22 protein-coding genes are annotated in these 26,402 nt (G+C 55.7%); 10 read left to right on the top strand and 12 right to left on the bottom strand.

The features are described 5' to 3' along the window. From AB1500_06675 to AB1500_06625, 11 genes are all read right to left on the bottom strand, one after another. On the bottom strand, nt 1-1,915 hold a 1,915-nt coding region (locus AB1500_06675), incomplete at its 3' end, for a hypothetical protein (GenBank protein ID MEW6182848.1). 89 nt (nt 1,916-2,004) lie between these two features. Continuing rightward, complete coding sequence (locus AB1500_06670; GenBank protein ID MEW6182847.1) at nt 2,005-2,943, bottom strand: hypothetical protein; 939 nt, start codon at nt 2,941-2,943, stop codon at nt 2,005-2,007. A 249-nt stretch (nt 2,944-3,192) separates the two neighbouring features. Then, a complete protein-coding gene (locus AB1500_06665) occupies nt 3,193-4,392 on the bottom strand; it encodes a cytochrome c3 family protein (protein MEW6182846.1) in 1,200 nt (399 codons plus the stop codon). A 268-nt stretch (nt 4,393-4,660) separates the two neighbouring features. Beyond that, a complete protein-coding gene (locus tag AB1500_06660; protein ID MEW6182845.1) occupies nt 4,661-5,842 on the bottom strand; it encodes a cytochrome c3 family protein in 1,182 nt (393 codons plus the stop codon). A 93-nt stretch (nt 5,843-5,935) separates the two neighbouring features. After that, entirely contained in the window at nt 5,936-7,183 is a 1,248-nt protein-coding gene (locus tag AB1500_06655; protein ID MEW6182844.1) for a cytochrome c3 family protein, read from the bottom strand. Nucleotides 7,184-7,584: 401 nt separating this feature from the next. Further along, nucleotides 7,585-8,874: a cytochrome c3 family protein gene (locus AB1500_06650; GenBank protein MEW6182843.1), complete on the bottom strand. Its 1,290-nt coding sequence runs from the start codon at nt 8,872-8,874 to the stop codon at nt 7,585-7,587. Between the two features lie 335 nt (nt 8,875-9,209). Further along, nucleotides 9,210-10,280 carry a cytochrome c3 family protein gene (locus AB1500_06645; GenBank protein MEW6182842.1) on the bottom strand — a complete coding sequence of 357 codons (1,071 nt, stop codon included), beginning with the start codon at nt 10,278-10,280 and terminating at the stop codon, nt 9,210-9,212. 61 nt (nt 10,281-10,341) lie between these two features. Then, on the bottom strand, nt 10,342-11,346 hold the full coding sequence (locus AB1500_06640; GenBank protein MEW6182841.1) for a 6-bladed beta-propeller: 1,005 nt from the start codon (nt 11,344-11,346) through the stop codon (nt 10,342-10,344). After that, the gene (locus AB1500_06635; protein MEW6182840.1) at nt 11,339-12,031 is read right to left on the bottom strand and encodes a tetratricopeptide repeat protein; all 693 of its coding nucleotides are present in this window, start codon (nt 12,029-12,031) and stop codon (nt 11,339-11,341) included. Before AB1500_06635 ends, AB1500_06640 begins: the two co-directional genes overlap by 8 nt. A gap of 189 nt (nt 12,032-12,220) precedes the next feature. After that, nucleotides 12,221-14,125, bottom strand: a complete 1,905-nt coding sequence (locus AB1500_06630; GenBank protein ID MEW6182839.1) for a cytochrome c3 family protein — start codon at nt 14,123-14,125, stop codon at nt 12,221-12,223. A 185-nt stretch (nt 14,126-14,310) separates the two neighbouring features. Further along, entirely contained in the window at nt 14,311-15,432 is a 1,122-nt protein-coding gene (locus AB1500_06625) for a cytochrome c3 family protein (GenBank protein ID MEW6182838.1), read from the bottom strand. Nucleotides 15,433-15,892: 460 nt separating this feature from the next. On the opposite strand from AB1500_06625, the gene pth reads away from it, so the two are divergent. The 10 genes from pth (at nt 15,893) to AB1500_06575 (ending at nt 25,080) form a co-directional block, all read left to right on the top strand. Next, complete coding sequence (gene pth / locus AB1500_06620; GenBank protein MEW6182837.1) at nt 15,893-16,456, top strand: aminoacyl-tRNA hydrolase; 564 nt, start codon at nt 15,893-15,895, stop codon at nt 16,454-16,456. A gap of 22 nt (nt 16,457-16,478) precedes the next feature. Further along, nucleotides 16,479-19,943 carry a transcription-repair coupling factor gene (gene mfd / locus AB1500_06615; protein ID MEW6182836.1) on the top strand — a complete coding sequence of 1,155 codons (3,465 nt, stop codon included), beginning with the start codon at nt 16,479-16,481 and terminating at the stop codon, nt 19,941-19,943. 151 nt (nt 19,944-20,094) lie between these two features. Continuing rightward, on the top strand, nt 20,095-20,655 hold the full coding sequence (spoVT, locus tag AB1500_06610; GenBank protein MEW6182835.1) for a stage V sporulation protein T: 561 nt from the start codon (nt 20,095-20,097) through the stop codon (nt 20,653-20,655). Between the two features lie 242 nt (nt 20,656-20,897). Beyond that, nucleotides 20,898-22,484 (top strand): nucleoside triphosphate pyrophosphohydrolase, encoded by a 1,587-nt coding sequence (mazG, locus tag AB1500_06605; protein MEW6182834.1) that lies wholly within the window; start codon nt 20,898-20,900, stop codon nt 22,482-22,484. A 260-nt stretch (nt 22,485-22,744) separates the two neighbouring features. Continuing rightward, nucleotides 22,745-23,020 (top strand): HU family DNA-binding protein, encoded by a 276-nt coding sequence (locus AB1500_06600; protein MEW6182833.1) that lies wholly within the window; start codon nt 22,745-22,747, stop codon nt 23,018-23,020. A 9-nt stretch (nt 23,021-23,029) separates the two neighbouring features. Then, nucleotides 23,030-23,275, top strand: coding sequence for an RNA-binding S4 domain-containing protein (locus tag AB1500_06595; GenBank protein MEW6182832.1), 246 nt, complete (start codon nt 23,030-23,032; stop codon nt 23,273-23,275). A 314-nt stretch (nt 23,276-23,589) separates the two neighbouring features. Next, entirely contained in the window at nt 23,590-23,859 is a 270-nt protein-coding gene (locus AB1500_06590; protein MEW6182831.1) for a YabP/YqfC family sporulation protein, read from the top strand. A gap of 119 nt (nt 23,860-23,978) precedes the next feature. After that, nucleotides 23,979-24,386 carry a spore cortex biosynthesis protein YabQ gene (gene yabQ, locus AB1500_06585; protein ID MEW6182830.1) on the top strand — a complete coding sequence of 136 codons (408 nt, stop codon included), beginning with the start codon at nt 23,979-23,981 and terminating at the stop codon, nt 24,384-24,386. Nucleotides 24,387-24,500: 114 nt separating this feature from the next. Beyond that, a complete protein-coding gene (locus AB1500_06580) occupies nt 24,501-24,743 on the top strand; it encodes a sigma factor-like helix-turn-helix DNA-binding protein (protein MEW6182829.1) in 243 nt (80 codons plus the stop codon). Further along, nucleotides 24,727-25,080 carry a septum formation initiator family protein gene (locus AB1500_06575; GenBank protein ID MEW6182828.1) on the top strand — a complete coding sequence of 118 codons (354 nt, stop codon included), beginning with the start codon at nt 24,727-24,729 and terminating at the stop codon, nt 25,078-25,080. Before AB1500_06580 ends, AB1500_06575 begins: the two co-directional genes overlap by 17 nt. A 368-nt stretch (nt 25,081-25,448) precedes the next feature. On the opposite strand, the gene hisG is transcribed toward AB1500_06575, so the two are convergent. After that, nucleotides 25,449-26,321 (bottom strand): ATP phosphoribosyltransferase, encoded by an 873-nt coding sequence (gene hisG / locus AB1500_06570; protein ID MEW6182827.1) that lies wholly within the window; start codon nt 26,319-26,321, stop codon nt 25,449-25,451. Nucleotides 26,322-26,402 lie beyond the last annotated feature (81 nt).

The following is a 26,402-nucleotide window of genomic DNA, read 5'->3' as shown; positions in this document are numbered from 1 at the left end:
CATTAACTTCGGCCGTAAGCGGCAGGTTGACCTGCGCCACGCCGGGCGGAGGATCAAGGTGGGCGCCTTCGACCCGGGTTACCAGTATGTATTGTTTATTTATCAATTCTTCAGACGTGCTGCGGACAAGCAGTTCCTGCTCTATTTCGACCGGTATCCAGAGCCCGGAACCGCACCAGATGCCGCCGCCGTCCACAGAGAAATCCGCCGGGCTGTCAGGAGGCGCCTGAACCCAAATCCTGAGGTCCCTGCTGTAATCCTCGGTGGCGTTGCCGAAGGCGTCAAATACCTGGACGGTGACCTTTTCAGGGCGCTCACCATCGAAACTCACGCTATCCGGGGAGAAGCCGACATATCGCGCCGGTCCCGGGATGACCTCTATGGTGAACACGCCCGACGCGTCGACCCGTTTAGGCGTGGATTCACCGCGCAGATCATCGTAGTACAAAACCGCCTGCACCCGCGTGGTGCCGGGAACGGTGCTTGCGACCCACCGGGCTTCGATCGTGCCGTCCACGCCGGGGGATCCTGAGGATATACCGCTCTGCCGGCCGTTGGATACGATACTGGCGTGTGCCGGGCCGTGCCAGCGGCCGGCGCGGCGTTTAACGTGTTTGTTCCCTTTCTTTTCATTAACTCCTTTATCCTTCAGCGGGTCCGGTGAGGCGGTGGTTTCAAATATGACTTTAGCCGCATAGTCGCTGACCGGGTTGTCTTCCTGATCGGTTACCGCGGCGTCAAGACGGATATCGCTTGATCCTGTAGTCGTCTTGTCGCCGGACACCGAAAAAGAGATCCGCCAGTACAAAGCCCGCACGTTTGTGGCGGCTACCAGCGCCGGGTCCTCGGTTCCGGTCGGGAAATACTCGACCGCGATCTCGCCGCCGCCCAACTGGTCGGCGGTAAAGGTGGCCTCAGCCGTGCCGGTGCCGGTAACGAAGGGATTCATGAAGCGTTCGAAGGTGGTAGCGAACCGGAAGACGCCTGAAAGAGGGATCTCGTTACCGTCGCTGTCCAAGGCGCGCGCTCCGACTGTAATAACGTCCCCCGGAATGTTTAGGAAAAGCGCGGAGCAATCGATCTCGATAGACAAGTAAGCAGGTATTTGAGCGTCGTCCTGTTCGAAGCCCACGGATACCGCCTGACGCGGCCGTACGGATTGGACGGGAGTGGGAACGGAGTTGTTGCCGTTCTCATCGAAGGCCTCAAGATAATAATAGTACCACTGCCCTTGGGTCAGGCCTTCTTCCTTCCAGACGCTTTCGTTGCGGTCCAGAGTCTTTAACAGCTCGAAAGGGCCCGAGGCTTCGAGTGATCGGTAAAGCCGGTAACCGGCAAGATCGGGCTCGGTGTTCTGTTGCCAGGAAATAACGGCGTCATGCCCTGTATCCAGTTCCTTTATTTTAAGACCCTGCGGTGTCGCCGGGGGGGTGATGTCCACGGCGAAGGTTGAACCGGCCGGGAGGGTCCCGGATTCATTACCTGACTGGTCCACCGCGGTCACCCGGTAAGAATAGTAAACATCCCTGCTGACCGTGTTGTCGATGTACTCCGCGGACTGTGTATCGACCATGGAACCGCCAAGCCGCTGATAATCGCTGTCGGAAGGAGCGTTCACCCCGTCGCTTATCGCCCGGTAAATGCGGTATCCCAGAAGGTCCGGCTCCGAGTTCGGGTTCCATTGAAGCATCAGGTAATCGCCGGTTCCCGGGTCGCTTACAGTCAGCCCGGTAGGCGGGGCGGGGGGCTCGATGTCCTCGGCGGAAGGCGCGAACTCCTCCACGGGCTGGCTGTCCTGCCCGCCTTCATAGACATCGGTGCCCACGGCAACCGCCAGGAAACGCCCGCCTAAGACCGCCAGCATAACGGCGATTGCGAAAACGAGCGGCAGCGACCTTCTTTTTTTACCCGGCATGGTGAATTCCCCCTATAAAACGGCCAGGTGATTTCCCGAGTTGCAAGTCCGAATAATAGATTGTTCTGTTTCCAGCCGTTGAGTTTTATCTACGTTCCCCTGCCGAAAACGAGGACGATGTTATGCGCCCTGTCGGCGACATAAAGCCGGTCTTCGTAAACACACAATCCGTTCGGCATTATATAGGTGAGCCCGGGTTGATTCGTGACCTTCACGATTTTGACAAGCCTGCCGAGAAGGTCAAAAACCAGCAGATCGTTCTTGAACGTGTCGGCGGCAACGATGTACTTCCCGTCAAAAAAGCACACGCCGCGTGGGTGTGACATCTTTCCGCTGGTGATTGTGCGGACGAGCTTTCCCTCCCGGTCGAGGACCAAAAGCCTCCGGTTGCCGCTGTCGGCGACCAGAATACGTCCGGTGTCTTCGTCCTGGACGATACCGTTCGGATAGGACAGCGTTTCCGGCGAAGCGCCCTGAATCCGGTCGAGCCGCTTTTGCACCCGTCCATTCCGGTCAAGGATCAGTACCGCTCCCCGGCGGTCGGCGATCAGCAGGCCACCATCGCGGGCAACCGCCATGTCGAGCGGAGCGATCGCCGCTCCGGTGCTTTTGGCGTCCAGAGTCCGGAGCAGCTTTCCCTTATCGGTGAAGACCCTGATTTGGCCGGTGACGAACTCCCCGACGTACACGTTTCCCTTTGCGTCTACGGCCACGGTGTTAGGGTACGAGAACGAGAGTTTTCCCTGGCCGAGAAGACCCTGCGGCCGGCCCCACCGCGAAAAAACCTGCACCCGTCCGGATAAGGAGTCCGCAATATACGTCCGGCCGTTTTCGGCCACCGCCACATCGAGCGGGGTGTTGAGTTCCTGTCCGGGCTTCCCGGCGATTACCCGGGTCACGTCGCCCGGCACAATATCCGGCCCGGTAACCACCGCTTTTTTACCGATTAACAACCTTGCACCGAGAGCAACTGCTATTACAACGATTAACACTACTGCGTAAACCCGGTACCGGTTTGAGGTTGCCAACTTCATAGCCCCTTTGCAGCCGGATTGGTTCAACCTTGAATGTATTAAAATTCGCCCCTTGTATTTATATTCCTGCTTTTCCGGAGATTTTTAAATCTTGAAATCCCCCCGGTGTGATTTTTTATGCCTATAAGATAATACAGCACGGGAAGGCCTTTTAGGGAAAACGAAAAGCGCAAAACACCAATTGCGCCCCACGGCAAACCCGATAATTGGCCAGAAATCACATATAATCATTTAATGTTGCATCTAACGGTGGCAGAAGGAGCAATCGACGCCGCCGTCACCGTTGTGGCTGCTGTCCGTATCAGGGTGACAGGCGCTGCAGGTGATACGCGGGTCTTTCCAGGAGTTGTACTGGCCTGCGCCGTGACAGTTATGGCAGGTGCCCCGGTTATTCATCCGCAGAAGGGCGGAGGTGTCGCCCCTGCCGCCGTCGTCCCGCGGCCAGTCCGTGGCCCAGTCTTCCATCTGCGCGGTGGTGCTGTGCGCACGGTGGCAGGTCAGACAGGATACCTTATCGGGGAGGCCGTTAAAGCCGGAGGTCCAGATCTCCAGGGGGGTGCCCGTGTCGACGGTCACGTCGCCCATACCGGCGCTGCTGGGGGGCGTGGCGTGTACATCCATCGGGTGGCGCCACATACCGAGGTACTGTCCGGCGTGGCCCTGACCGGCGATTCTGTCGCCGGCGGTGCCGGTGTCGAGCCTGCTATGGCAAGTGCCGCACCAGGAAGAACTGCCGTATACGTATTCCGTTACCCGGTAGACCCCGGACTGAACCCCAAGGTAAGTGAATGTATCGACCGACTCCATCGTGAAAATAACGCTGTCGACGGTTTTGCCGAAGATGGTCGTGCGCAGCAGACGCGGATTTCCCTTTACGGCGTTGGCCACGTTATAGGAGGCGCCGGAGCCCGGCGGGGTCCAGGAAACGGTGGACGGCGTCTTGCCCCCGGCGTGCGGGTCGTGGCAGGAACCGCAGGTCAGACCGTTCCCGGTGAGGGTGTCCGTGCCGCCCGGAATTGTGAACTGTTTGGCGCCTTCACCGCTCCAGGCGCCGGCCAGATTAAGGGCGTCGGGAAGATAACCCCATACGGTATGCCGTGAGGTTATATCTTGATAGTCGTTCTCTCCCGGGCCCGTCCATTGTCTTTCGAATCCGCCGGCGTTCGAGGAATAGGAAGTCCCCCCGGCAACGATTTTGCCGTACTGGATGTCGTACGGGGCGCCGGTCGTGCCCTGCCCGTGGCAGAGATAGCAGAAATCAGTCTGGGTGGGGCCGGATTTAAGAAGTTTGGGATACGGGGCGGCATGAGCGATATGGCAGCCGGCGCAGGCGTCGGTGGTCGCGGAAAACTGGCCGTGGGTCCAGGCAAAGGCAGTCGCCGCAGGGGTTACCATGCAGAAGAAACTTAATATAATGATAAAAACCGGTTTTGCCCGTCCCACGCCGATTAACCTCCTAATTAGCTTAAACGAATTCACCGCATTAGGACAAAATTCCTTCATTAGGGATTAATTAGATGCAATGTTTTTTATTGTTTGTTTTGTGTATGGTTTAGTTTCAGGGCGCGATGAAAACCCCTAATTAAATATACCCGGCCGGAAGGCGTTTTTGGAGGAAAGAAAGCGGGAAGCTCCGTTGAAAATCTTCGGATCGTCCCCGGAAATAATGTAATATATAGTGTAATAATGGTAGTACATTTGCTGTTATCGATCAGTGACAAAGATCGCAATCGCCGGTATGTAAGGGGCTGGTATGACAGGGAGTGCAGTCGATACGGGGATCGTTCCAGCAATTGTACTGAGCGGCGCCGTGACAGTTATAACATATGCCCCGGCTGTTCATCCGCAGAAGCGCCGAGGTATTACCCGTAGACGTGGGAGCGCCTGAATCCCGCGGCCAGCTTGCAGCCCATCCGTTCATAACGGCGGTGGTGCTGTGCGCGTAATGGCAGGAGAGGCAGGCGACCTTTCTGGTTAACGCAACGGCGGCGCTGTAGTTCCACAATTCAAGCGGCGTGCCGTCTATCAGGCCCATGTAACCGATTTGCCCGTAACCGCCCATACCGGGACCGCTGGGCGCGAGGGTATGAACATCCATCGGGTGGCGCCACATGCCGAGGCGTTCGGCTGCGTGCCCTCCTTCGGGCATTCTGTCGCCGCCGCACGTGCTGGTGTCGAATATATTATGGCAGGCGCCGCACCAGGATGTGCTCCCGTAGATGTAAGCCGTTACCTGATACACCCCTGAACTGGTCGTGAAGTTGCCGACGGTGCGGAACCTGAAGATTACGCTGTCGGTCGTTTGTCCAAAGATAGAGGTGCGCATAAGGCGCGGGTTCCCCATCATGGCCTGGGTAATGCTGTAAGTGCTGTTGGAACCCGGCGGTTTCCAGCTTACGGTTCCCCGTACCTTGCCGCCGGCGTGCGGGTCGTGGCAGGAGCTGCAGACAAAACCCGAGCCGGTAAAGACGTTGGTGCCGCCGGGTATAAAAAGTTGTATAGTGTTTTCGTCAATGGTATCCCCGGTTTCACCAACCAGGCCCCAGACGTTATGGCGCGAAGTCACCGGCACGAACGCTACACCGTTCCATGTATTGACGAATCCGCCGGCGATGGATCTCACCTTGCTGACTCCCTCAGCCGTATAACCGTCTTTCACGTCGTAAGGCGCGCCGCTGCAGCCGTCGCCGTGGCACAAGAAACAGAACTGGGTCTGTGTCGGGCCGGCTTTTAAAAGTTTGGGCAGCTGGGCGGCGTGGGCGACATGACAGCCGCCGCAGGCGTCCGTGGTCGCGCTGAATTGCCCGTGGGTCCAGGCAAAAGCCGCAGCCGCAGGAATTAACACGGAGCACAATACCATTGTAAAAACGAAACACGATCTTATCCGTTTCACACCGGCCACCTTTTTTCAACCCTCGCTATCCTAAATTGTGCGCGAATATATAACCCAGATCAACTGTTCGTCGGCTGTTTTATTTATTTCTCATCAGTTGTGACACACGCTGCAGTCATAACCGCCGCCGCCCACCGTAAAGTGCCATTCGGTGCTGGGATGACAGTTGGAACAATCCATCGGTATGTAGGAAACCCCGTCTTCCGCCAGAACAAGACGGTTGTCGTTCCAGCAGTTGTACTGGCCCGCACCGTGACAGTTAAAACAAACCCCGCGGTTTTCCATACGCAAAAGCGCCGACGTATTGCTGGCGGGTGTGGGGGCGCCTAAATCCCGCGGCCAGCTTGATGCCCAACCATCAGCGTCGGCGATTGTGCTGTGCGCGCGGTGGCAGGTGAGACAGGCGAGACGTTTAACCCCGAAATCAGACTCGTATTCCTCTACGGGGGTGCCGGTGGCGATGCTGCCGTCGAATCCCGGCGGGGGCAGGACGTGGGCGTCCATCGGGTGCCGCCACATGGACAGATAAAAGTTGGCGTGTCCCTGCCCCGGTCGGAAATCCCAGTTCGCGGTTTTGAATTTGTTGTGGCACGCCCCGCACCATTTGGTGCTGCCGTAAGTGTAGCCGATTACGGTGTATACCCCGGAGTCAACGGGAATACCGGCGCCGGGAGTATAAGAGAAGGTGCCGACCGTCTGCATCCGGAAGGACACATACAGATTGGTGTTCGCTCCATCCTGGATCGTGATGCTTTTGCGGAGAAGGCGGGGGTTGGAACTGCCGGCGGTTCCGGTGACGTACCCGTCGTTCGGCGTCCTGCCGCCGGCGTGCGGGTCGTGACAGGAGGCGCAGGCGAAGCCGCTGCCGCCGGCGAACTGGTTGGTGCCGCCGGGAATAAAGAGATGGTCGTCCCGGTTGTCATTTCCGATGACGCCACCGGTTTCGCCGGGCAATCCCCAGACGCTGTGCCGGGAGGTTACCGGCTTGATCTCCCCGGCATCCACCTGATAATTGCTATTGGCGTCAATAAATTCGTTTACGAACCCCCCGGCTGTGGAGGCGTAAACACCGCCGCCGACCACGGCCCTGGTTTCACCGTCTTTAACATCGTAGGGGGCGCTGCTGCAGCCGTCGCCGTGGCAGAGGAAACAGAACTGGGCCTGCGTAGGTCCGGCTTTGAGAAGCTTCGGCGCTTCGGCGGCGTGGGCGATATGGCAGCCGGCGCAAGCGTCGGTGGTGGCCGAAAACTGCCCGTGGGTCCAGGCAAAGGCCGGCACTGCCAATGCAGTAAAAAATAACAAAGCCAATAAGCTAATGAGGCATGGCTTTAACCTGCCCACAGAACCCACCTCCGTGAACAAAACCTGCAACCCCCGGAATCTTTTCTCTAATAATTCATAAGTGGAACAGAACGCTAAGTCTCTTTTTTTTTAATTTGACCGTGCATTGAAACTAAGTCAAAAGCACTCAATATATTGCCAAATAAAAATAGGGAGGGACCCCTTTATCACAGGTTCTTCCCGCGTGATTTCCTGCTTGAAATCGATTTCCGAGACGAATGAGTCATTCAGCTAAACCTTTATCCTAATTAAATAGCAATACCAGGCGTGCCGGCTAATTGACTTTTCATTGTTGTCGGAAAATTGGAGCGGGAAGATCCGGGGTTCAAATGTCGGATCCTTCCCGCTGCACCTGATATCGTTGTTAAGATCGACCGCATGTTTACCGCCGGATTAGAGTCCTAGTGGCAAACGTCGCCGCAGTCGGGAACGCCGTCCGCTGAGCTGATACCGTCGAAACGGATGTCGTTCCAGCAGTTATACTCCCCGGCGCCGTGGCAGTTGTAGCAGATGCCGCGGTTGTTCATTCTGAGCAGCGCCGAGGTGTCGCTTATCGCGTCGCCGGTCGCCGGGTCCGTGGCGTCGCGCGGCCAAGCCGACGCCCAGCCGGCTACCGCGGCGGCGCTGCTGTGCGCCCGGTGGCAGGTCAGGCAGCCCAGGTTGCCGACGGTGTCGCCTGTGGGCGCGCCGGCCCACATGTCGGGGTGGCAGGTGCCGCACCCGGTTTCAGCGGCTGTCGGGGTCTCAAGCGGCGTGCCGGTGTCCATGCTTCCGTCCGCCGTGCTCGGGAGAAGGGCGTGCGGCACGTTCACCGGGTGGCGGTGCATCCCGTACTGGTATACGGCGTGGCCGGGCCCGGCCGATTCGTGTTTGGTATCCGGCAGGTCTTTTTCGTCTGTCTGGAACTTGTTGTGACAGGCGCCGCACCACCGCGTGGTGCCGGCGGCGTAGTCGCCGGAATCACCCTCCGCTGAATAATTTCTGGCGTACGCGGTCACCCGGTAAACGCCCGAGGCGGTCGTCGAGTAGGAAAATGAGCCGACGGTCGCTAATTTGAACGCAACGTACAGGTCGGTGTAAGCGGCGTCCTGTACGGTGATGCTCCGGCGCAGCAGCCGCGGGTTGGCTGCTCCGGCACTGCCTTTGATGTAGCCGCTCCCGTCCGGCGTCCGGCCGCCGTCGTGTGGGTCGTGGCAGGAGCTGCAGACGAATCCGTTGCTGCTGAACTGGTTGCTGCCGCCCGGGATCCAGAAGTATTTGTCGGTTGTACCCGCCGCTGCGGTGTTTTCTTCGCCGTAAACGAATCCCCAGACGTTGTGACGGGAGGTCACCGATTTTAGCTCTCCACCATCAATAACATAGTTTCCGTTAGCGTCAACAAATTCGTTCACAAACCCTCCAGCGGTGGAAGGGTAAACACCGCCGCCGACCGTAGCCCTCGTATAGCCGTCTTCGACGTCGTACGGGGCGCTTGTCGTGCCGTCGCCGTGGCAAAGGAAGCAGAACTGGGTCTGCGACGGCCCGGCTTTAAGCAGCTTCGGCGCCGGGGCGGCGTGGGCCACGTGGCAGCCGGCGCAGGCGTCGGTGGTCGAACCGAAGCCCCCGTGGGTCCAGGCGAAGGCCGGCGCCGTATAAGCCAGCACGCAGGCCAGAGCCGATATGAAAACCAAGATGCTTTTAATCTTTCCCATTTTCATCTTTCACCCCACTGTTGTGCTGACGAAACCTTCCGGGCGGCGTAATACTTGTTGGGAGCGGTTTAGGACAATTAAAATAAATTATGGTATAAGGACAGGACACCTTGCCGCTCCAATAAATAAATGACTTTCGACAAGAAACGATATAATATAACATGTAGCAACATAATCCTTAATAACCACAATAAACCATCAAAACAGCTGCAAAAATTACCGGTGGCGTATCGCTGCCGGTTCTGTAATTTTCCGGGAGAGGCAAGAGGCCTTGCCCCTCCCGGAAGTGGATCGTTCGTTAGTCATTATGAATTTCAACACACAACCAGCCGCAATTACGTGGTCGGCAGGTTGTACCGGGCGGCGTCGTGACAGTTGTAACAGACACCGCGGTTATTCATCCTGAGCAGCGCCGAGGTGGTGCTGCTGCCGCCTTCGGAGCGCGGCCAAGCCGAGGCCCAGCCCTGGGCGGTAGCCGTGGTGCCGTGCGCCCGGTGACAGGTCAGGCATGCCACACGGTTTCCGTCTTCCAGCGGTGTGCCGGCCATGGTTATCGTAGTGGGCGCCCGATATGTGCCGGCTCTGATGTAAGTGCCTTCCGTCAGTGTGATGTCGAACGCGTGCCGGTACATCCCGTAAGAATCCGCGGTATGACCGGAGTCGGTGCCCACGTCGAACTTGTTGTGGCAGGCGCCGCAGTAGTCGGTACTGCCGCTGTCGTATTCCGTTACCCTGTACACGCCCGAATCGACCGACGGGCTGCCGTAAGTGAATGTGCCTACCGTCGAGGAGAAAGTGAATCCCACGTAAAGACCGGTATAAGTGTCACCGCTTACGGTAATGGAACGACGCAGGAGCCGCGGGTTCGCAGACCCTGCCGCGCCGAGAACCTGCCAGCTCCCGTCGGGTACCGTGCCGCCGTCGTGCGGGTCGTGACAGGAACCGCAGCGGAAGTTGCCGCCGGTGATGGTATTCGGACTGCCGGGAATGGCGGTGAGTACGGAAGCACCGTCCCAGGCGCCGGCGCCGGCGCTGGTGTCAGCCGCGTATCCCTCCACCGTGTGGCGCGACTTTACGGCGTCATAAGTTGCGCCGTTGTACTGCTGTACAAAACCGCCGGCCGTGGAAGGCTCGTAGACCGCTCCGGAAACCCACGTCCTGCCGTTCTTGATGTCATAAGGCGCGCTGACGCAGCCGTCACCGTGGCAGAGGTAGCAGAAGGTGGTCTGAAGCGGGCCCGCCTTCAGCAATTTGGGCGCTGAGGCGGCGTGAGCCACGTGACAGCCGGCGCAGGCGTCGGTCGTGGGCGAAAAATTGCCGTGGGTCCAGGCGAAGGCCGGCGCCGCGAAGGCGAGGGTGCACACAAGCGCTGCCGCGAGCACGAGGTACAGTTTTGCTTTGCTCATCTTTGTTCACCCCCTTTCTCGTTCTTCTGTGTATATAACCAACCGTTACGGTTGGGTCAACCTATTTGAGGTCGTAGATCACTACACGCGAGTTGCCGTAATCGGCCACGTAAAGACGCTGTTTTCCGTCGACCCATACCCCGGTGGGAAGGGCAAGCGAATCCTTATTATCCGGCGGGCCGACCTCTTGTGAGGCGTAGACAAGTTTTCCTTTGGGGTCGAGGATGCTCACCCGCTGGCAGAGCGGATCGGCCACGTACGCGTTACCCTTCTTGTCGAGAGTGATGCTCGACGGCGAGGCGAAGAACCCTTCCTGTTTGGCTATGTTGCCGGTCCACATCTCCAGGAACTTGCCCTTGGCGTCGAAAACCTGCACCCGGCTGTTGTTGGTGTCGGCCACCAGGATGCGCCCGTCGGGCGCCACCGCCAGACCGTTGGGGTAGTAAAAATCGCCGCTGCCGCCCGTCCCGTACTTGCCGATGCTCAGCACCTCTTTACCCGAGAGGTTGAGCGCAACCACCTGCTGGCGGCCCACGTCCGTGAAAAAGAGCCTGTTCTGGTAGAATGCCACATCCACCGGACGTTGAAGGACCTTTTCGCCGAAGTAGCGTTCGAACCTGCCGTTCTGGTTGAAGACGGCGACCTTCGACAGGCCCGCGTCAACGACGTAAACCTTTTTCCCGATAACCGCGACGCCGTACGGGTACATAAGACGGTTTTTCTGGTCGCCGGTGTCGCCGAACTTCCGGACGTAATGCCCGTTGTAGTCGAATACCACCACCCGGTGGTTCGCGGTGTCCGAGACGTAGATCCGGTTGCCGAACACGGACACCTTACGGGGGCTCTGGAGGAAAACGTTACCCTCGCCGTAAATGGTCGCCACCCACCGGGGCGGTTTTATCGGCATAACGGCGGCCTTGATGGTTTCCATCGGGTTCGTCTTGCGCAGGAACATCCAGGCGAAGAATATGGTAGCTAAAAGCGCGATTACCAGCGCGGCGATTATCACGTGCTCCCGCTTGATCTGCCTGCCGGCGGGTCTGGTTTCCAGGGCCTCGTTATTCACGCTTTTCACCCCCCGCCTGTTCTCCGTTCAACCTCGCCTTAAAGTCAAGGACTTCCTTGTAGTTGGGTACGAGGCGCAGCGCGCGGTCCGCGGAGGCAAGCGCGTTCTTCTTGTCCCCCATGTTTTCGTAGCAAAGCGCCATGGCATAGAAGGTGTTGGCGTAACCCGGCTTGATGGTGCCGGCCTCGGCATACGCCTTCACGGCTTCGGGGTATTGACCGTTAAGATAATATGCCTCACCCAGGGAATAATGCGAGTCAAAGTCGAAGACGCCTTCCTTGGCGAGAGGCTGTAAAAGCTTGATCGCTTCTTCGTACTGCTTGCTCGCCGTGTGCCCGAGGGCAAGGTTGTAGCGCACCTGCCGGTTCTTCGGGTCGATTTTGTAAGCCTTGTTGTATTCCGCCATCGCCTTTTTGGTTTCCTGGCGCAGGAGATAGGCGTATCCCAGCTCCAGGTGCGCGATCGCGTCATTAGGGTTCTCTTTGACCCGGTGCTGCGCCGCCTCCATTACGACGTCGTCGAAAGTCTGGCGCTGGTACTTGCCCCAGAAAAAGGCGTAACCTATAATCAAACCGACCACAATGACCACGCCCAGCACCACAGCGAGGATGGTCAGCGCCCGGCCGAGCGGTACTGCGCCTTCCTGCCGGTTTGCTGCGACATTCAGTTCAGTTTCGTTGGTCATCCGTTCCTGCCTCCGTATACCGACTTATTGCAGGATACACTAAACAAACCTTATTTTAACATACAAGGGCTCAGACAACAACTGCTTAATTGAAAGATAACTTAACGAACCATCGTATACTCGCCCTCGTGAACTAATCAGTTTTTCTCATTTAGTAATACACAAGTACAAGTTGTTTTTAGACTAAAATTACGTCTTTATACTCTTTTTGTCGCGGTGGCACATAATACAGAGACCGTCCCCGTACCCGGCAAGGAGTTTCCGGTAGGGTGTGCCGTGCGGGTTATGACAGGTGGAACTGCAGGTCAACAGGTCTCCGGTGTTTATGTCCGTCCAAGGCGAGCCCACCGGGTGCAGGAACATTTTCTTGCCGTTTTTCACCTTTACCTTGCTTGCGAAATCCGGGTGACAGCTCAGACAGACCATTAGTTTTTCCGACGGGGTCTCAAACTTGAACCCGAACCCCTCCTTTCCGTGACAGTCGAAACAGGACAGCTTGCCGTGCTTGCTGCGTTTATAATAGACCAGCGCCATTTTGCCGTTGCCGAAGGTATGACAGTCAAGGCACAGGTCCGGACTCCTTTTGGGCAGAAGCGCCTTCTCAAAGCCGGCGTGCGCGTCGTGACATTTGGTGCAGGCCAGGCCCTCCGGCACCGGATGATGGGTGGGCCCGAAAACATAGCCGCGCGAGTGGCAGCGCAGACAGAACTCGGTCTGCGAGGGCGCGGGTAAAAGTCCCTTAGTCTGGGTGGCGTGCGGGTCGTGACAGTCGCAGCAGCGCCCTTCCGCGTAAGGTTTGTGCTTTACCGGCCTGGCGAGATCGGCGTCCCGGTCGAAGTGGCAGCTGTAACAAAGCCGTACCTGGCTTATCCTCAGCAGCCCGTTGTGATCTGATGCGTGCGGCTCGTGGCACGAGGTGCAGAACCCCTGTTTGAAAGGCGAGTGCTGCACGGGGAGATCGTTGATGTTTTTATAGGCGAAGTGGCAGTTGTAGCACATCTGTCGCTGCGGCCCCCAAAGAAGGCCTTGATACTTGCTTATGTGCGGGTTATGGCAGTCGGTGCAGTAACTGTTGGTAAAAGGCGGGTGCTTGACCCGGCGGGACAGTTCGTCGTTATAATCCGGATGACAGGTGAAGCAGAGCGCCCGCTGGTTTATCCTTAATTCGCATTTTTCGCCCAGGGCGTGCTCCCGGTGACAGTCCGCACAGTTGCCGTTGACCAGGGGGATATGGACAAGGGATCCTTCCTTCCGGGCGGTCTTGACGGCTTCGGGGCCGTATTCGAAGTGACAGACCTGGCACTGGTTTTTCTCCGGCACCTCCAGCTTCGGCGGGTAAAGAGGGTTGTGGGATGCGTGGCAGCGGAGGCAGTTCTTGGTGTTGTCCTTTTTCAGGTGATGCGGGACCCCGGCGTGGCAGCGCGTACAGAGGCGGTCGCTGGAAGGGGCCTTTTCCGGCGGGGCTTCTTTTTCGGCGCTCATCACCGTGCCGGCAGGGAGGTGCTTGTCAACCTCCGAAAGTCGTTCTTCTATGAGCTTGCGGTCCAAAACGGCGTTAGGGTTACGCCCGGCGTTTGCATAAGACCCGGCGGCTTCGGCCCAGTTCTCCTGAGCGTAGTAAAGCTCGCCTATACGAAACCATGCTGCGGCAAAGGCGGGATTACTGGATATCGCCTGCTCCTGCGTCGACAGTTCCATTTCCGGGGCCCGCTGCAGACCGTACAGCAGTCCGAGATTAAAGCTTGCCGCCGCAAGGGAGGGTTCGCAGCGGAGGGCCTTTATATAACATGTCTTCGCCTCATCGCGCCGGCCGCAGGAATCGTAAACCTGCCCCAGATAATAAAAGGCATGTCCTGATTTCGGGTCGAGACGTGCGGCCTCGTTAAAGTCGCGGGCGGCGGTAAAAAAGTCCTTCTTTTGGTACGCCTGAAGGCCTTCTTCCAGCCATTGTTCGGCGGTCTTTTCCCGGGAGGGCATGCCGAAACGGAAAATCAACAGGACGGCCACCGCTGTGAGAACCGCCGCCCCGATTATAACCGTGAAAACCGGTCGTATCTTGACCGGTGGTTTTTTATCCTTTTTTTCCTCCGTCATTCCAAACTCCACTATCCATTTACAAAAAAAGAATGGCGTAAATGAAGCTGCAAAACCGCATTTCGCCCATGAAAGGCCGATACGGATTCAGGCTCGGCCTTTCATGCAGGATACCAGGCGTCTTATTAAAATTAATCGTCTGCCTGCACCACTTCTTTAAACGCGGGACTGCGTGCACTCTTAATCTACGGCAATCCGATCCTTCCCTCGGTGTGGCAGTAAGAGCAGGCCGTGGTGTCGTGGCACTTGAAACACTGGGTCGCTCCCTCTTTCGCCACGATCTTGGGATGCAGCTTACGGTAATTATCCGGATGGGTATCCGGCGTATGGTGGCACTCGCTGCACGCCACAATATCTTGCGCGGTGACCGATCCTTTGGGCTTGGCGTCGTGGCAGACCAGACAGCCCGCGAGGTTATTCTCCCCCCTGAACTTGTGCTTGAGCTTGAAGTCGGGCCCGTGGGTAACCGGCCGCTTTACGTGACACTCGATGCAGAACGGGTTGCCCCGCACCCCTTGCATCAGGCTGACCTTTTCTCCCGGCCGCGCCACATCCAGCAGCACCGCGTGGCAATAAACGCATCCCTGTATGTCTTTCCGGGCGGCAGAGCCGTGTTTGTACGGCCAGTCTTTCGGTTTGTGATTCTCCGGGATATCGAGGTCCTTATGACAGGCGGCGCATGCCGACGGCGCTATCTTACCGTTATGGCATTTCATGCATGCGCCCATTAAAGGCCGGTGTTCTTTCGGCCCTAAGCTTTTAATCTCTTTTTCCAGCGTGTCGAATGCCGGACCTTCTTTTCCCCCGGTCTTCTGCAGGGCCGCGGTCATCCGCTTGCCGGCGCGGGCGTGTACGACGTCAACATGGCAGGCGGCGCAAGGCGTTCCGGTCACGGTGGTATGCTCCCGGTGCGGTACTATAATGTCGCCGGACGGGGTGATTTCCCGGTTGGATGAATGGCACTGCCCGCAGACGCTGTTCTGCGGTGTAAGTGATTGTCTGAAAGGATATTCCGGCTTGCCGAAAAAGTGGTGAAAAGCGTTTCGGGCTTCGGTGCCCCGGCGCGCCCAGCGTCCGAGGCCGCTGTTGTCGCCGCCGTGGCAGGTAAGGCAGTCGATCTCGCTGTGGGAAGAGTTTTTCCAGGCGATATACTCGGGGCGGATTTCGTGGCAGCTCGCGCAATAACCGGGCCGTTCCAGTCTTTTCAATTCGAAATCCGCCAGACAGTACCCTCCTATGATGATCATCAATATGAATGAGGCATAGATGAGCCTTCGGAGCCACAGGTTTGCGGGGAGGTGCACCATAGTGAACGCCACCTGACTTTGCCTTTGCGAAAATTTTAACTCCTGACACTGGAAAGACTTATTCTCAATTTAGCTAAATTATCAGTTATTGTCAAGGAATTTCAGCGCGGGAGCGGGGACTTGATACGGCACGTTAGCAATATTTCGCCTTTACGTTTACGGTTTAGAGAGTTGCTGAATTCCTAAAGATTATTGCAAAACGGCACCGGATGCTTACAATATAAAAGACGGCACAGCTTAAAAGTATTATTCAGGGTCAGAATTCGGAATTCAGTAGTTAGAATTAGAGGCACGTTAATGACAACCTATTTAGTAAAAAATCCATCGTATGCTTTTAAAAACAGGCTTTTCATTTCATGAATCCAAAACAGGTGTTTTAATTCTGGGTTCTGGCTACTGGCTTCTGACTTCTGACCTCTTGCGTCCGACTTCTGAACTTAAGGAGGTCCTCATGACGGATATTAAACTGGTCGTTGGCCTCGGAAACCCTGGTGCGGAATATGCAGGAACAAGACATAATATGGGTTTTGAAGTTATGGACCGCTTGGCTGGGTTTTATGACACCGCCTTTAAAAGGATTAATCGCGGCAAGGTCTTAGCGGCCGTTGCCCGGATCGGTCATGAGGAGGTTATACTGGCCAAACCCCAGACCTTTATGAATCTGAGCGGTCAGGCGGTATTATCCTTATTAAAGAAAAACGCATTATCCCCTGCTGCGTTGCTGTTGGTTTATGACGACCTGGACCTGCCTCTCGGGCGGCTGCGTCTAATGCACGACGGTTCCAGCGGCGGGCACAAGGGGGTCGACTCGGTTATTTCAGCTGCGGGAACGGCGGAATTCCCGCGTATGAGGGTAGGTATCGGACGGCCCACAGGGGAAGCGGCGGATTATGTATTAAGCCGGTTTTTTTCGGAAGAGCGGGAAAGGGTCGGTGAAGTCCTGGAAGCGGCGGTCGGTGCGGTAGACTGTGTGCTCCGGGAAGGCATGACTCGTGCGATGAATAAATTTAACCGCTGGCGGTAAAATCAAAATAGTAATGCAGGGTTTGATAAATCTCTGGGTTGACGCGCCCGTGGTCCGGGATACAGTCGATTCGCTATCCAAGGGGCAGTCAAGGGCTGTCTATGGTTTGAGTGGTTCCGGACAAGGCCTTTTCATAACGGGAATAGTGGCGGGATCGAAAGCGCCTGCGGTCGTGATAGTGCCGGACGATGATACGGCTTTCAGGCTTCAGGCGGATCTGCGCCATCTTCTCGGGGGAGAGGTTTTTCTTTTTTTACCGTGGGAGCATATTCCCGGAAAGGCCCCGGGCGGCGCCTTAATACCGCGGCAGCGACTGGCGTCTTTGGAAACGCTGACCCGCGGGACAGGAGTCGTTATCGCCACAGCTCCCGCTCTTTTACGGTCGCTGGCACCGCCTGATGTCTTCCGGGACGCGTGCCGGGTATTGGAGCAAGGTAGCGTTCTGGAGCCGGATGAGTTTTTGCGGCATCTCTTGCAGACCGGTTACAAACCTGCGGAGATGGTCGAAACACCCGGAAAGTTCAGCCGCAGGGGCGGCATTATCGACCTGTTTCCACCGGCGTTGGAAGCCCCGGTTCGGGTAGAATTCTTCGGAGACGTAGTCGATTCCCTCCGGTACTTCGATCCCGCCACGCAACGGTCTAAAGAAAAGGTGGGGAGAGTCGCGGTGGGACCTGCCGCGGAGGGCTTCTGCAAAATAGAAGACTGTCCCGCAGTCGCGCAGCGGCTTGCGAGAGACTACGAGGAGTACGCCGCCGCGCTCTCCTCTCCCCAGGCCCGTGCCAGGCTTGAAACCTGGGTGACTGAAGATTTGCAGTCATTGCGCACTGAAGGTTATGTTTCGACCGGAGAGGCGCTTCTCCCGTTTTTTTATGAAAAAACGGCGCAACTGCTTGACTACTTAGCTCCCCACGGCATGACCGTTATGGTCGAACCGCAAAAATGTGCGGCGGTTGCAGGCAAGGCCGAAACCGAAACCTTGAAGCTCGTTGCGGAGCTTCAGGAAACGGGCGCTTTTCTGCCGCGTCAGGGCCGTGTGTACAAAACTTGGAGCGAGATCGCCAGGGGCTTTAGCCGGCGTCCGTTGGCGATGACGTCTTTTCTGCCGGAAAAGCCTTCCTTCCCAAGCTCCACCGAGCCCGTGGGCCTCCTGGCAAAGACAGCGCCGAATTTTCTGGGCCGGATCGACGCCCTTGCGGATGAGATTAAGCAGTGGCGGCGTGATAACGCCGTTGTTATCCTGCTGCGGAAGCCGGAACAAGCGGAACCGCTGGTGGACGGTCTTAAGGAAAGGAATGTTCAGGCGGTGTACCGCCTGAGCATTCCGCAAGTCACTCCCGGAGAAGTGGTCGTGACCCTTGGTGAGTTGAGCGAGGGTCTGATTACACCTGAGGCGCATACCGTTATCCTGACCGGAAGAGAGATTTTCGGGCAGCCGCGGCGGCTTGCGGTAAGGACGGGGATGCCTTCCGAGCAGGTGGGGGATAGGCCGGAGCTTCGCCCCGGGGATTTCGTCGTTCATCCGGACCACGGCGTCGGCTGCTACAAAGGTCTTACAACCCTGACGGTCGAAGGCATAAAAAAGGAATACGCCCTGGTGCAATACGCCGGGGCCGACCGGTTGTATATACCCGCCGACCAGGTGGGGGTGCTTGAGCGCTATATCGGCGGGGAGGATGCCGCGCCCCGCCTTTCCCGGCTTGGAGGCGGCGAATGGAAAAGAGCCAGAGCAAAGGCCAGGCACGCGGTACGTGAGGTGGCGCTGGACCTGTTGTCGCTTTATGCCGCCCGGGAAGCCTCAAAAGGATTTTCTTTTTCGAAAGAAACCCCTTGGCAGCGGGAGTTCGAGGACGCCTTCCCCCACACGGAAACGCCGGACCAGCTGCGTGCGATTAAAGAAGTCGCCGCGGATATGGAGAAGCTCCGGCCTATGGACCGTCTACTTTGCGGCGACGTGGGTTACGGTAAAACCGAGGTGGCTTTAAGAGCAGCTTTCAAGGCGGTGATGGATGAGAAACAGGTTGCAGTTCTCGTACCCACCACGATTCTGGCTCAGCAGCATTACCAGACTTTTAAAGAGCGCTTTAATCCTTATCCTGTGAAGGTATCGTGGCTCTGCCGTTTTCAGTCGCCGGCGGAGCAGCGGGAGGTTATCGCGGGGCTTAGGACCGGGAAGGTCGATATAGTTGTCGGAACCCACCGATTGCTTCAGGACGACGTCCGTTTTGCCGACTTGGGCTTACTTATCGTTGACGAAGAGCAGCGTTTCGGTGTCGGACAGAAGGAAAAACTGAAACTCCTGCGCCGTGAGTTAGACGTATTAACCATGACGGCTACCCCGATTCCCAGAACACTCTACATGTCTCTGACCGGAATCAGAGACAGCAGCCTTCTTGCAACACCGCCGCCGGACCGTCTTCCCGTCGAAACCTATGTTGTCGAGGAAAACCCCGTTCTTGTACGGGAAGCAATACGGCGGGAGCTCGCGCGCGGGGGACAGGTCTATTTCGTGTTCAACAGGGTCATAGGACTAAGCGAGGTGGCGGCCTGGGTTAAAGGCCTGGTGCCGGAAGCGAGGGTGGCCCACGCCCACGGCCAGATGCCCGAAGAAGCCCTCGAAAGAGTGATGCTGGACTTCATCTCCAGAAAGTTTGACGTGCTTGTGGCGACGACAATCATCGAAAACGGCCTCGACATCGGGAATGTAAACACGCTTATTGTTAAGGAAGCCGACCAACTGGGCCTGGCGCAGCTTTATCAGCTTCGCGGGCGGGTCGGGAGGACGAATCGTCTGGCTTATGCCTATTTTATGTACCAGCGGGATAAAATAATCAATGAACCTGCGCGCCAGCGCCTTCAAGCCATCCGTGATTTTACGGATTTAGGCGCGGGCTTTAAAATCGCAAAGCGGGACCTGGGAATACGCGGGGCCGGCAATCTCCTCGGTATCGAACAGCACGGCCATATTCAAACGGTAGGGTTCGAGTTATACTGCCGGTTGTTGAGGGAAGCGATACAGGAACTTCGTGGCGAGGATTCTACGCCGCCGGTGGAGACCCTGGTGGAACTGCCCATACCCGCCTTTATCCCGGAGGGATATGTTCCTGAGCACCAAAAAATGGAGGTTTATCAGATGATAGCCAACACGGTGACGCCGGAAGATGTACAGATTGTGGAAGCTTCGCTCCAAGATCGTTACGGGCCGTCGCCGGAACCGCTAAAGAACCTCACTTCGATCGCGCTCCTCCGCGCGTATGCGCGCGGATTACGCATAAAGCTGGTGACACGCCAGGGAAACTACTGCCGTTTCGTTTTTGCCGCCGGCCACTCCTTGAAAAGCGACAAACTGGCTACGGTTGCCAGGAGTTATACCGCCAGGTTCTTTCAGGGAGAAGACGGGTTTGAGGCCATTATACCAGCCAAAGAGCGACAAGAAACGATTGCGACCCTGAAAAAATTTACAGAATTTCTTGAAGAATTAAGCTAGTTCCATTATAATAATGGCTTGGAACGTTCGTCCAAGGGAGGCGGTGTTCTGGTAAAATATGAATAAGGGAAACTAACCTGCTGTATACTACATTATAGATGGACGCAGAATTAAATCCCGCAGGATATTTATAAAGGAGGTAAGGTAGACCATGAAGGCAACAGGTATCGTCAGGCGAATTGATGACCTGGGCAGGGTGGTAATACCGAAAGAAATCCGGCGCACACTTAGAATCCGTGAAGGTGATCCCTTGGAGATCTTCGTGGACCGGGACGGTGAGGTTATCCTCAAGAAGTATTCGCCTATCGGTGAACTCGGGGATTTCGCCAAGGAGTATGCAGACTCTCTTCACGAGGCGGTCGGGCATCTTGCGATGATCACCGACCGTGATACCATTATTGCTGTCTCAGGCGCAGCAAAAAAAGAATTTCTAAATAAACCAATCGGGCCCGCCATAGAAAAGGTTATGGAGAACCGAAGACCGACAATGATTAACTGCCCCGGCGATGATCCGCTTTGCAAAGAGTGTCTGACCACGGAGAACGGAGAGTGCAAGTTCTCTTCGGAGGTGATTGTGCCGATCGTTGCCGAAGGGGATCCGATCGGCGCCGTGGTTCTGGTATCACGCGACGCGGGCGTTAAGATGGGCGAACTGGAGTTAAAGTTGGCGGAGACGGCTGCAGGCTTTTTGGCCAAACAGATGGAACAATAATTCACCTGGGGTCCGGTTTAAGTTAGTAAACGCGGATCTTTGGTTGAGCCAAGGCGGCTTTAGAAGAGTTGAGCAACCGGTATTCGTTTTTCAGTGGAGCTTCGGGCTGCCCGTTAATGCATGCCTGAAGGTTGGTCGGATCTCAGAATCCATTTAGGGAATTCCTGCAGATGAATTTCCAAGAATTCTGATTGTCTGACTTTAAACTTTTACTTCAAGTTTAGTGAGGGTTGAAAGCGAATATGGCCGCGCGCCAAATAATAATTTGTGGCCTCGGGCCGGGAAACCGGGAAGCCATCCCCGTCGGCGTCATAGAAATGTTACGTCAGACGGGGATTATATTTTTACGGACCGGAAAACATCCGGTAGTGCCGTTTCTTCAGGGTGAGGGGATCCGCTTTGAGACCTTTGACCGTTTTTACGAAGAGGAAATAAGCCTTGAGACGGTGTACCACCGTATTGCGACGGCGGTTCTTGAGGCGGCAAACGGCGCCGGTGGGGAAACAAAATCACGGATTGTTTATGGGGTCCCCGGGCATCCACTGGTAACGGAAGAACCAAGCAGGTTGATCATCGAAAAGGCCGAGAGTGAAGCACTGGAGGTCAACGTGCTTCCGGCCATGAGTTTTATAGAAGCCATTTATGTTTCGTTACGGCTCGACCCTGTCCGGGGGATGACAATCCTTGACGGCTTGGGTCTTAACCCCGACCGTGTTTGCACGTCTCTGCCTGCAATTGTGATGCAGGTGCTGAACCGCACCGTCGCGTCGGAGGTCATGCTGTTTCTTAAAGAATATTATCCGGGCGACCACCCGGTTACGGTTATCCGCGCGGCTTCCGTACCGGGCCAGGAAAAACGGGCGGATGTTCCCCTTTGCAGGCTCGACACGCCTCCATGGTTCGACCATCTAACCAGCGTTTATCTTCCGCCGTTGGCCGCATTGACCAAAAAACCCGGGTCGTTCGTCTTAAGCCGCCGGAAACAGGCGGCGCCCGAACCGGGGAAGGTCTCGAAGATTTTTACCGCCGCAGGACCGCGTCGACCAGGTGATGCTCCTGCCTTGATGGAGTTGTTTTTAGAAATGATAGCCGCGCTCAGGGGCGAAAACGGTTGTCCCTGGGACAAAGAACAGACGCACCAGACCCTCAAAAAGTATCTCGTAGAGGAAGCATATGAGGTGCTGGACGCGATAGAGCGCGGTAAACCGCATAATCTCTGCGAGGAGTTGGGAGACTTACTACTACAAATCGTCTTACACTGCCAGATCGCGTCTGAGGCGGACCACTTTGTTTTCGCGGACGTGGTACAGGCCATATCCCAAAAAATGATTTTCCGTCATCCTCACGTCTTCGGGGAAACAAAGGTGCAGAACAGTCAAGAGGTCGCGGTTAACTGGGAACGTCTGAAGAAGGTTGAAAAACCGGATGCCGTGATGTTTGACGGGATCCCCAGGTCGTTGCCGGCTTTGCTGCGGGCCATCAGGGTACAGGAAAAGGCGGCGCGGGTCGGTTTCGACTGGCCTGACTGGCGGGGAGCGATGACCAAGGTTCAAGAGGAGGCGGCGGAACTGGCCGCCGTGATGGAAACGCCCGAGAAGATGGAATCGGAACTCGGGGATCTTATATTTGCGGTTGTCAACGTCATCAGGCTTCAGGGCATGGACCCGGAAGAGGTGTTGAACAAGACCACCGAAAAATTCATACGCCGATTTAATTACATCGAGCGAAGGACAAGAGAGAAAGGGCTGGAGTTGAAAGACGTTGACCTGAGACAAATGGATGAGTGGTGGGAGGAAGCAAAGGTTTTGGAGTCTCACGGGAATCTCTGAGTTTTCAGGGGAAAGCTCGTTTGTCTATTGCATAGAGGGGTGCAAAGCAGCCGAAACCCCGGCGCAATTGGCGGCAAAACCGCCTGGGGCAATGCATACAGACGATTATACACCGCGTGGCGGACCCTCCCGATGGCCCAAGGTTAAGTTTTACAGCACTTTCTTAGAAAAATTTTGAGTATAAATTGCTTTTTTTGCAGGAGAAATAAAGACTCTAGCGAATAGTGAAACAACCCATAATTCTTCCAGGAGGGATGATTGTGAACAAATCTGAAATGGTTGCCAGTGTCGCAGAGAGGGCCAATCTGACGAAAAAGGACGCAGAAAGGGCTATTACGGCGGTTTTTGACAGTATCAGTGATGCTCTTTCCCAGGGTAACAAGGTACAGCTTGTCGGCTTCGGTACGTTTGAGGTCAGACAGCGGGCGGCAAGGAAAGGCAGAAACCCACAGACGAAAGCCGAGATTCAGATTCCGGCGGCAAAGGTTCCGGTTTTCAAAGCCGGGAAGTCGCTCAAGGAGACCGTTTCGAAATAGAGACAAAGGGTGCGCATAGATAAATATTTAAAAATCGCCCGTCTGTTTAAACGTCGTACTGTTGCTCAGGAAGTCTTACGAGAAGGGCTGGTGACAGTAAACGGAAGAACAGCAAAGCCTTCGACTGAGGTTGGGCTTGGGGATGTGGTGTCTATAGCTTTGGGGTCTAAAACTATTAAGGTCGAGGTGCTTGCCGTAAGCGAGCACATTACGGCTAAAGAGGCGCCGTCCCTTTACAAGGTGTTATCAGAATAATATTAAAAAGTATAAAAAATAAACCGCGCTGCAAAAGGCGCGGTTTATTTTTTATCTCTGCATTCCCCCAGGTTTTTCATTTTCAGGAAAGCAAAGCAGTTTGCATTTTCAGCTAACCCATCTCCATTCTGAATTCTGACTACTGACTACTGACTTCCGAATTCCGACCCACTCCGTGCCCGAATAGTTACGTTCTATCATGGTTTTCGGCGCATAAAATCAGTAGCAAATCAAGCTTGAGTATTTCAACCAGTCTTAATTATATCAACAGACATCGGTGGTCAATGTCCGACGCCGAAATGGGGGGGGGTTTTGTGGCCGAAAGCGCTCGCCATAGTTTTAGTGTTGAAGACCGGAAACGCTTTGTCGCCGACGGGGTGCGGCACGTAGGAACCTTTTCGGAGAAGGAGATCCAGGCGGATACGAACCTAGGTTTTCTGGTATTAAAGGGTGAGGGGCTTTACATAACCGAGCTGAACCTAGAAGCCGGGAAGCTGGTTGTCGAGGGGAGATTTCAGTCGCTTGTTTATTCGGAGGAAAGAAAAACCAACAAGCGGGGCCTTTGGGAAAGACTTGCCAAATGAGAGGTGAGAGGTGAGAAGTCAGAAGTGAGAGATTTCGGGAAAAATTTGCACATCGAGTTTCCACAAGCATCCCACCTCCAACATCTCACTTCCCACTTCTAAAAGGGGGTGGTTCCGGCGTGCCGGGTTTTATCCTACAGATTAAGAGCTTCGGGATAAGCATGTCTATCGGGGTTTTCGGCGGTTGGCTTTACGACCTTTACCGGGTTTCTTTCCAACTATTAAAGTGGCGTTCACGGTTTCTGACAGCTATCGGTGACGCGTCTTTCTGGCTGGTTTTTATCGCGGCCGCCTGCTTTTTTCTTTTTGTTGGCAACGCCGGCGAGGTGCGGTTCTACACTTTTTTAGGCATGGCGGCCGGGCTGCTTATTTACCGCCGTTTTTTTCACCGCCGTATGGTTTCGTTTGAAAGCCGCTGTGGTGCGGCTCTGCTTCGTTCGATGAATGCAATCGGGAACTCCCTCCTTTTCTCCTTTCGTCCCCTTCGTCATCTAGCCGGATTGTTTCGCCGCCGCCGCAATCATTAGCCTGAGGAAAAAAATTCATTTTCCCAGCAGGAGAAATTAATTTATCGTAGAATTAATGTAATAGTTTTGTCCTCATTTTGTACTAAAGCTGTGCCGTTCTAAAGGTGATAATAATTGAAAATAGAAATCAGGGGTGCGGAGAAGCTTAGCCATCGTGAGAGACAGGTGGTTGTTCTGAAGGAGATGGGTTATGCCGCGGAAGCGATCGCCCATCGTTTAAATCTCAGCCTTTCAAGTGTGGCTACCCTTTTCGGTCGGGCGCGTCAGAAAGGTTACGAGGTTATTATTGTTTTACCGGGACGGGTATTGTTACCTGACGAGGAGGCGTTTGAGGGTGACAATGAAAGCAGCGACTGAGACAGCCGGAGTGATTGTAAAACGGCGTTTTAATCCTTCCCGGTTACCGCTTGTCCTGTTTATTGTTCTCTTAGCCTATCTTCTTCTTATGGTCGGTGCGCAGTTCAGCCGGTTAGGCGACCTGGAACGGGGTGTGGCGCAGTCCGAGCAGCAGTTAAAATTAATAAGAGAACAGAACAAGACGCTCTGGGAACACGTTCACTTGCTGCAGTCGGATGCGTACGTAGAGTCTCTCGCCAGAGAAAAACTGGGGCTGGTGAAGCCGGGGGAAGTTCCGGTGGTCACCGTCGAATCCGCAACCGGGTCCGATCCCCGGGGGCCGCTTCCTGAAGATTAGCGGCGACGCAACCCACCCCGAACGAACGGAAGAGTTCATCATGCGGTCGGTGGCCGCTCCATTGAGTAATGAAGTTGGGGAGAATGGCAACTCACGAACGTAGCGTGATAGGGAGCGCGGGGAGCAGCAAGTAGAGCACAAAAGCGCGGTAGGGACGGGCCATTTTAGAATTTGGATGCAGGCGGTTGGAAGTCGGAACAGAAGTGGGAATTCGCTGTAGCGAATTCCTTCAACTAATCTAACCTCCAACTTCCGGCCTCCAATATCCGAAATACGCAGCTATACGCAGCTTATCGCCGCGCACTACGAAGGAACGCTTGTTTTCGAAGGAAGAAGTCGCAGGGGATGCCGCAGCACTGTAATCTGGGTTAAGAAATCACCTTGAGCAGGGGGTATTCAATTATATCCTGGGCCCCCGCGGTCTTAAGCGCGGGGATCAGTTCCCGCACCCGGCTTTGGTCTATCACCACTTCTACGGCGACCCAGCCGCTGTTGTTATAAAGGGGCGATACGGTAGGGTTTTTCATAGCCGGCAGGATTTTCAGCACCTCCGGGAGCTTATCGCCGGGAACGTTCATTTTAAGCCCCACCTTGGCGTATGCGGCTAAGGCACCCTTGAGGAGTAAAGCGATTTTTTCCAGCTTGTCGCGTTTCCAGGGATCCGCCCAGGCCTGAGGGTTGGCGTGCAGCCTCGGCGTTGATTCGAGAATGGTGGACATCACCCGGAGGTTGTGCGCTTTGAGGGAGTTGCCGGTTTCGGTCAGGTCCACAATAGCGTCCACCACCTCGGGAACCTTGGCTTCGGTGGCGCCATAGGAAAATTCGATACTCGCGGTTGTCCCGTGGGCTTCAAGGAAGCGTTGGGTAAGGCGGACAAATTCGGTTGAAATCCGCTTTCCCTGGAGGTCATTAATCTTTTGAATGCTACTGTCCTGTGCAACCGCCAGTACCAGGCGTACCGGACGGTTGGACTGCTTGGCGTAGGTGAGTTCGGCGACTTCTACGACCTGGGCTTCATTCTCCTGAATCCAGTCATAGCCGCTCAATCCCGCATCGAGCACTCCTTCCGAAACATATCGGGGGATCTCCTGGGCGCGCATAAGGATGATCTCGAGCTCGGGATCGTCAACATAAGGGTAATAGGAACGCCCGCTGGTGGTAATGTTGAACCCTGCACGATTAAACAGTTGAAAGGTGGCTTCCTGCAGGCTGCCTTTCGGGAGGCCGAGACGTAGTTTCACTTCTTTACCCTCCTGACGGGGTTTTATTATAGAAATCTAATACGGAGTTCCCATAAAAGAATTATAAGACTTCTTCCATAA

It is taken from the genome of Bacillota bacterium (assembly GCA_040755295.1).
Classification (GTDB): domain Bacteria; phylum Bacillota; class Desulfotomaculia; order Desulfotomaculales; family Ammonificaceae; genus SURF-55.
This window is presented reverse-complemented; position numbering and strand designations above follow the sequence as displayed.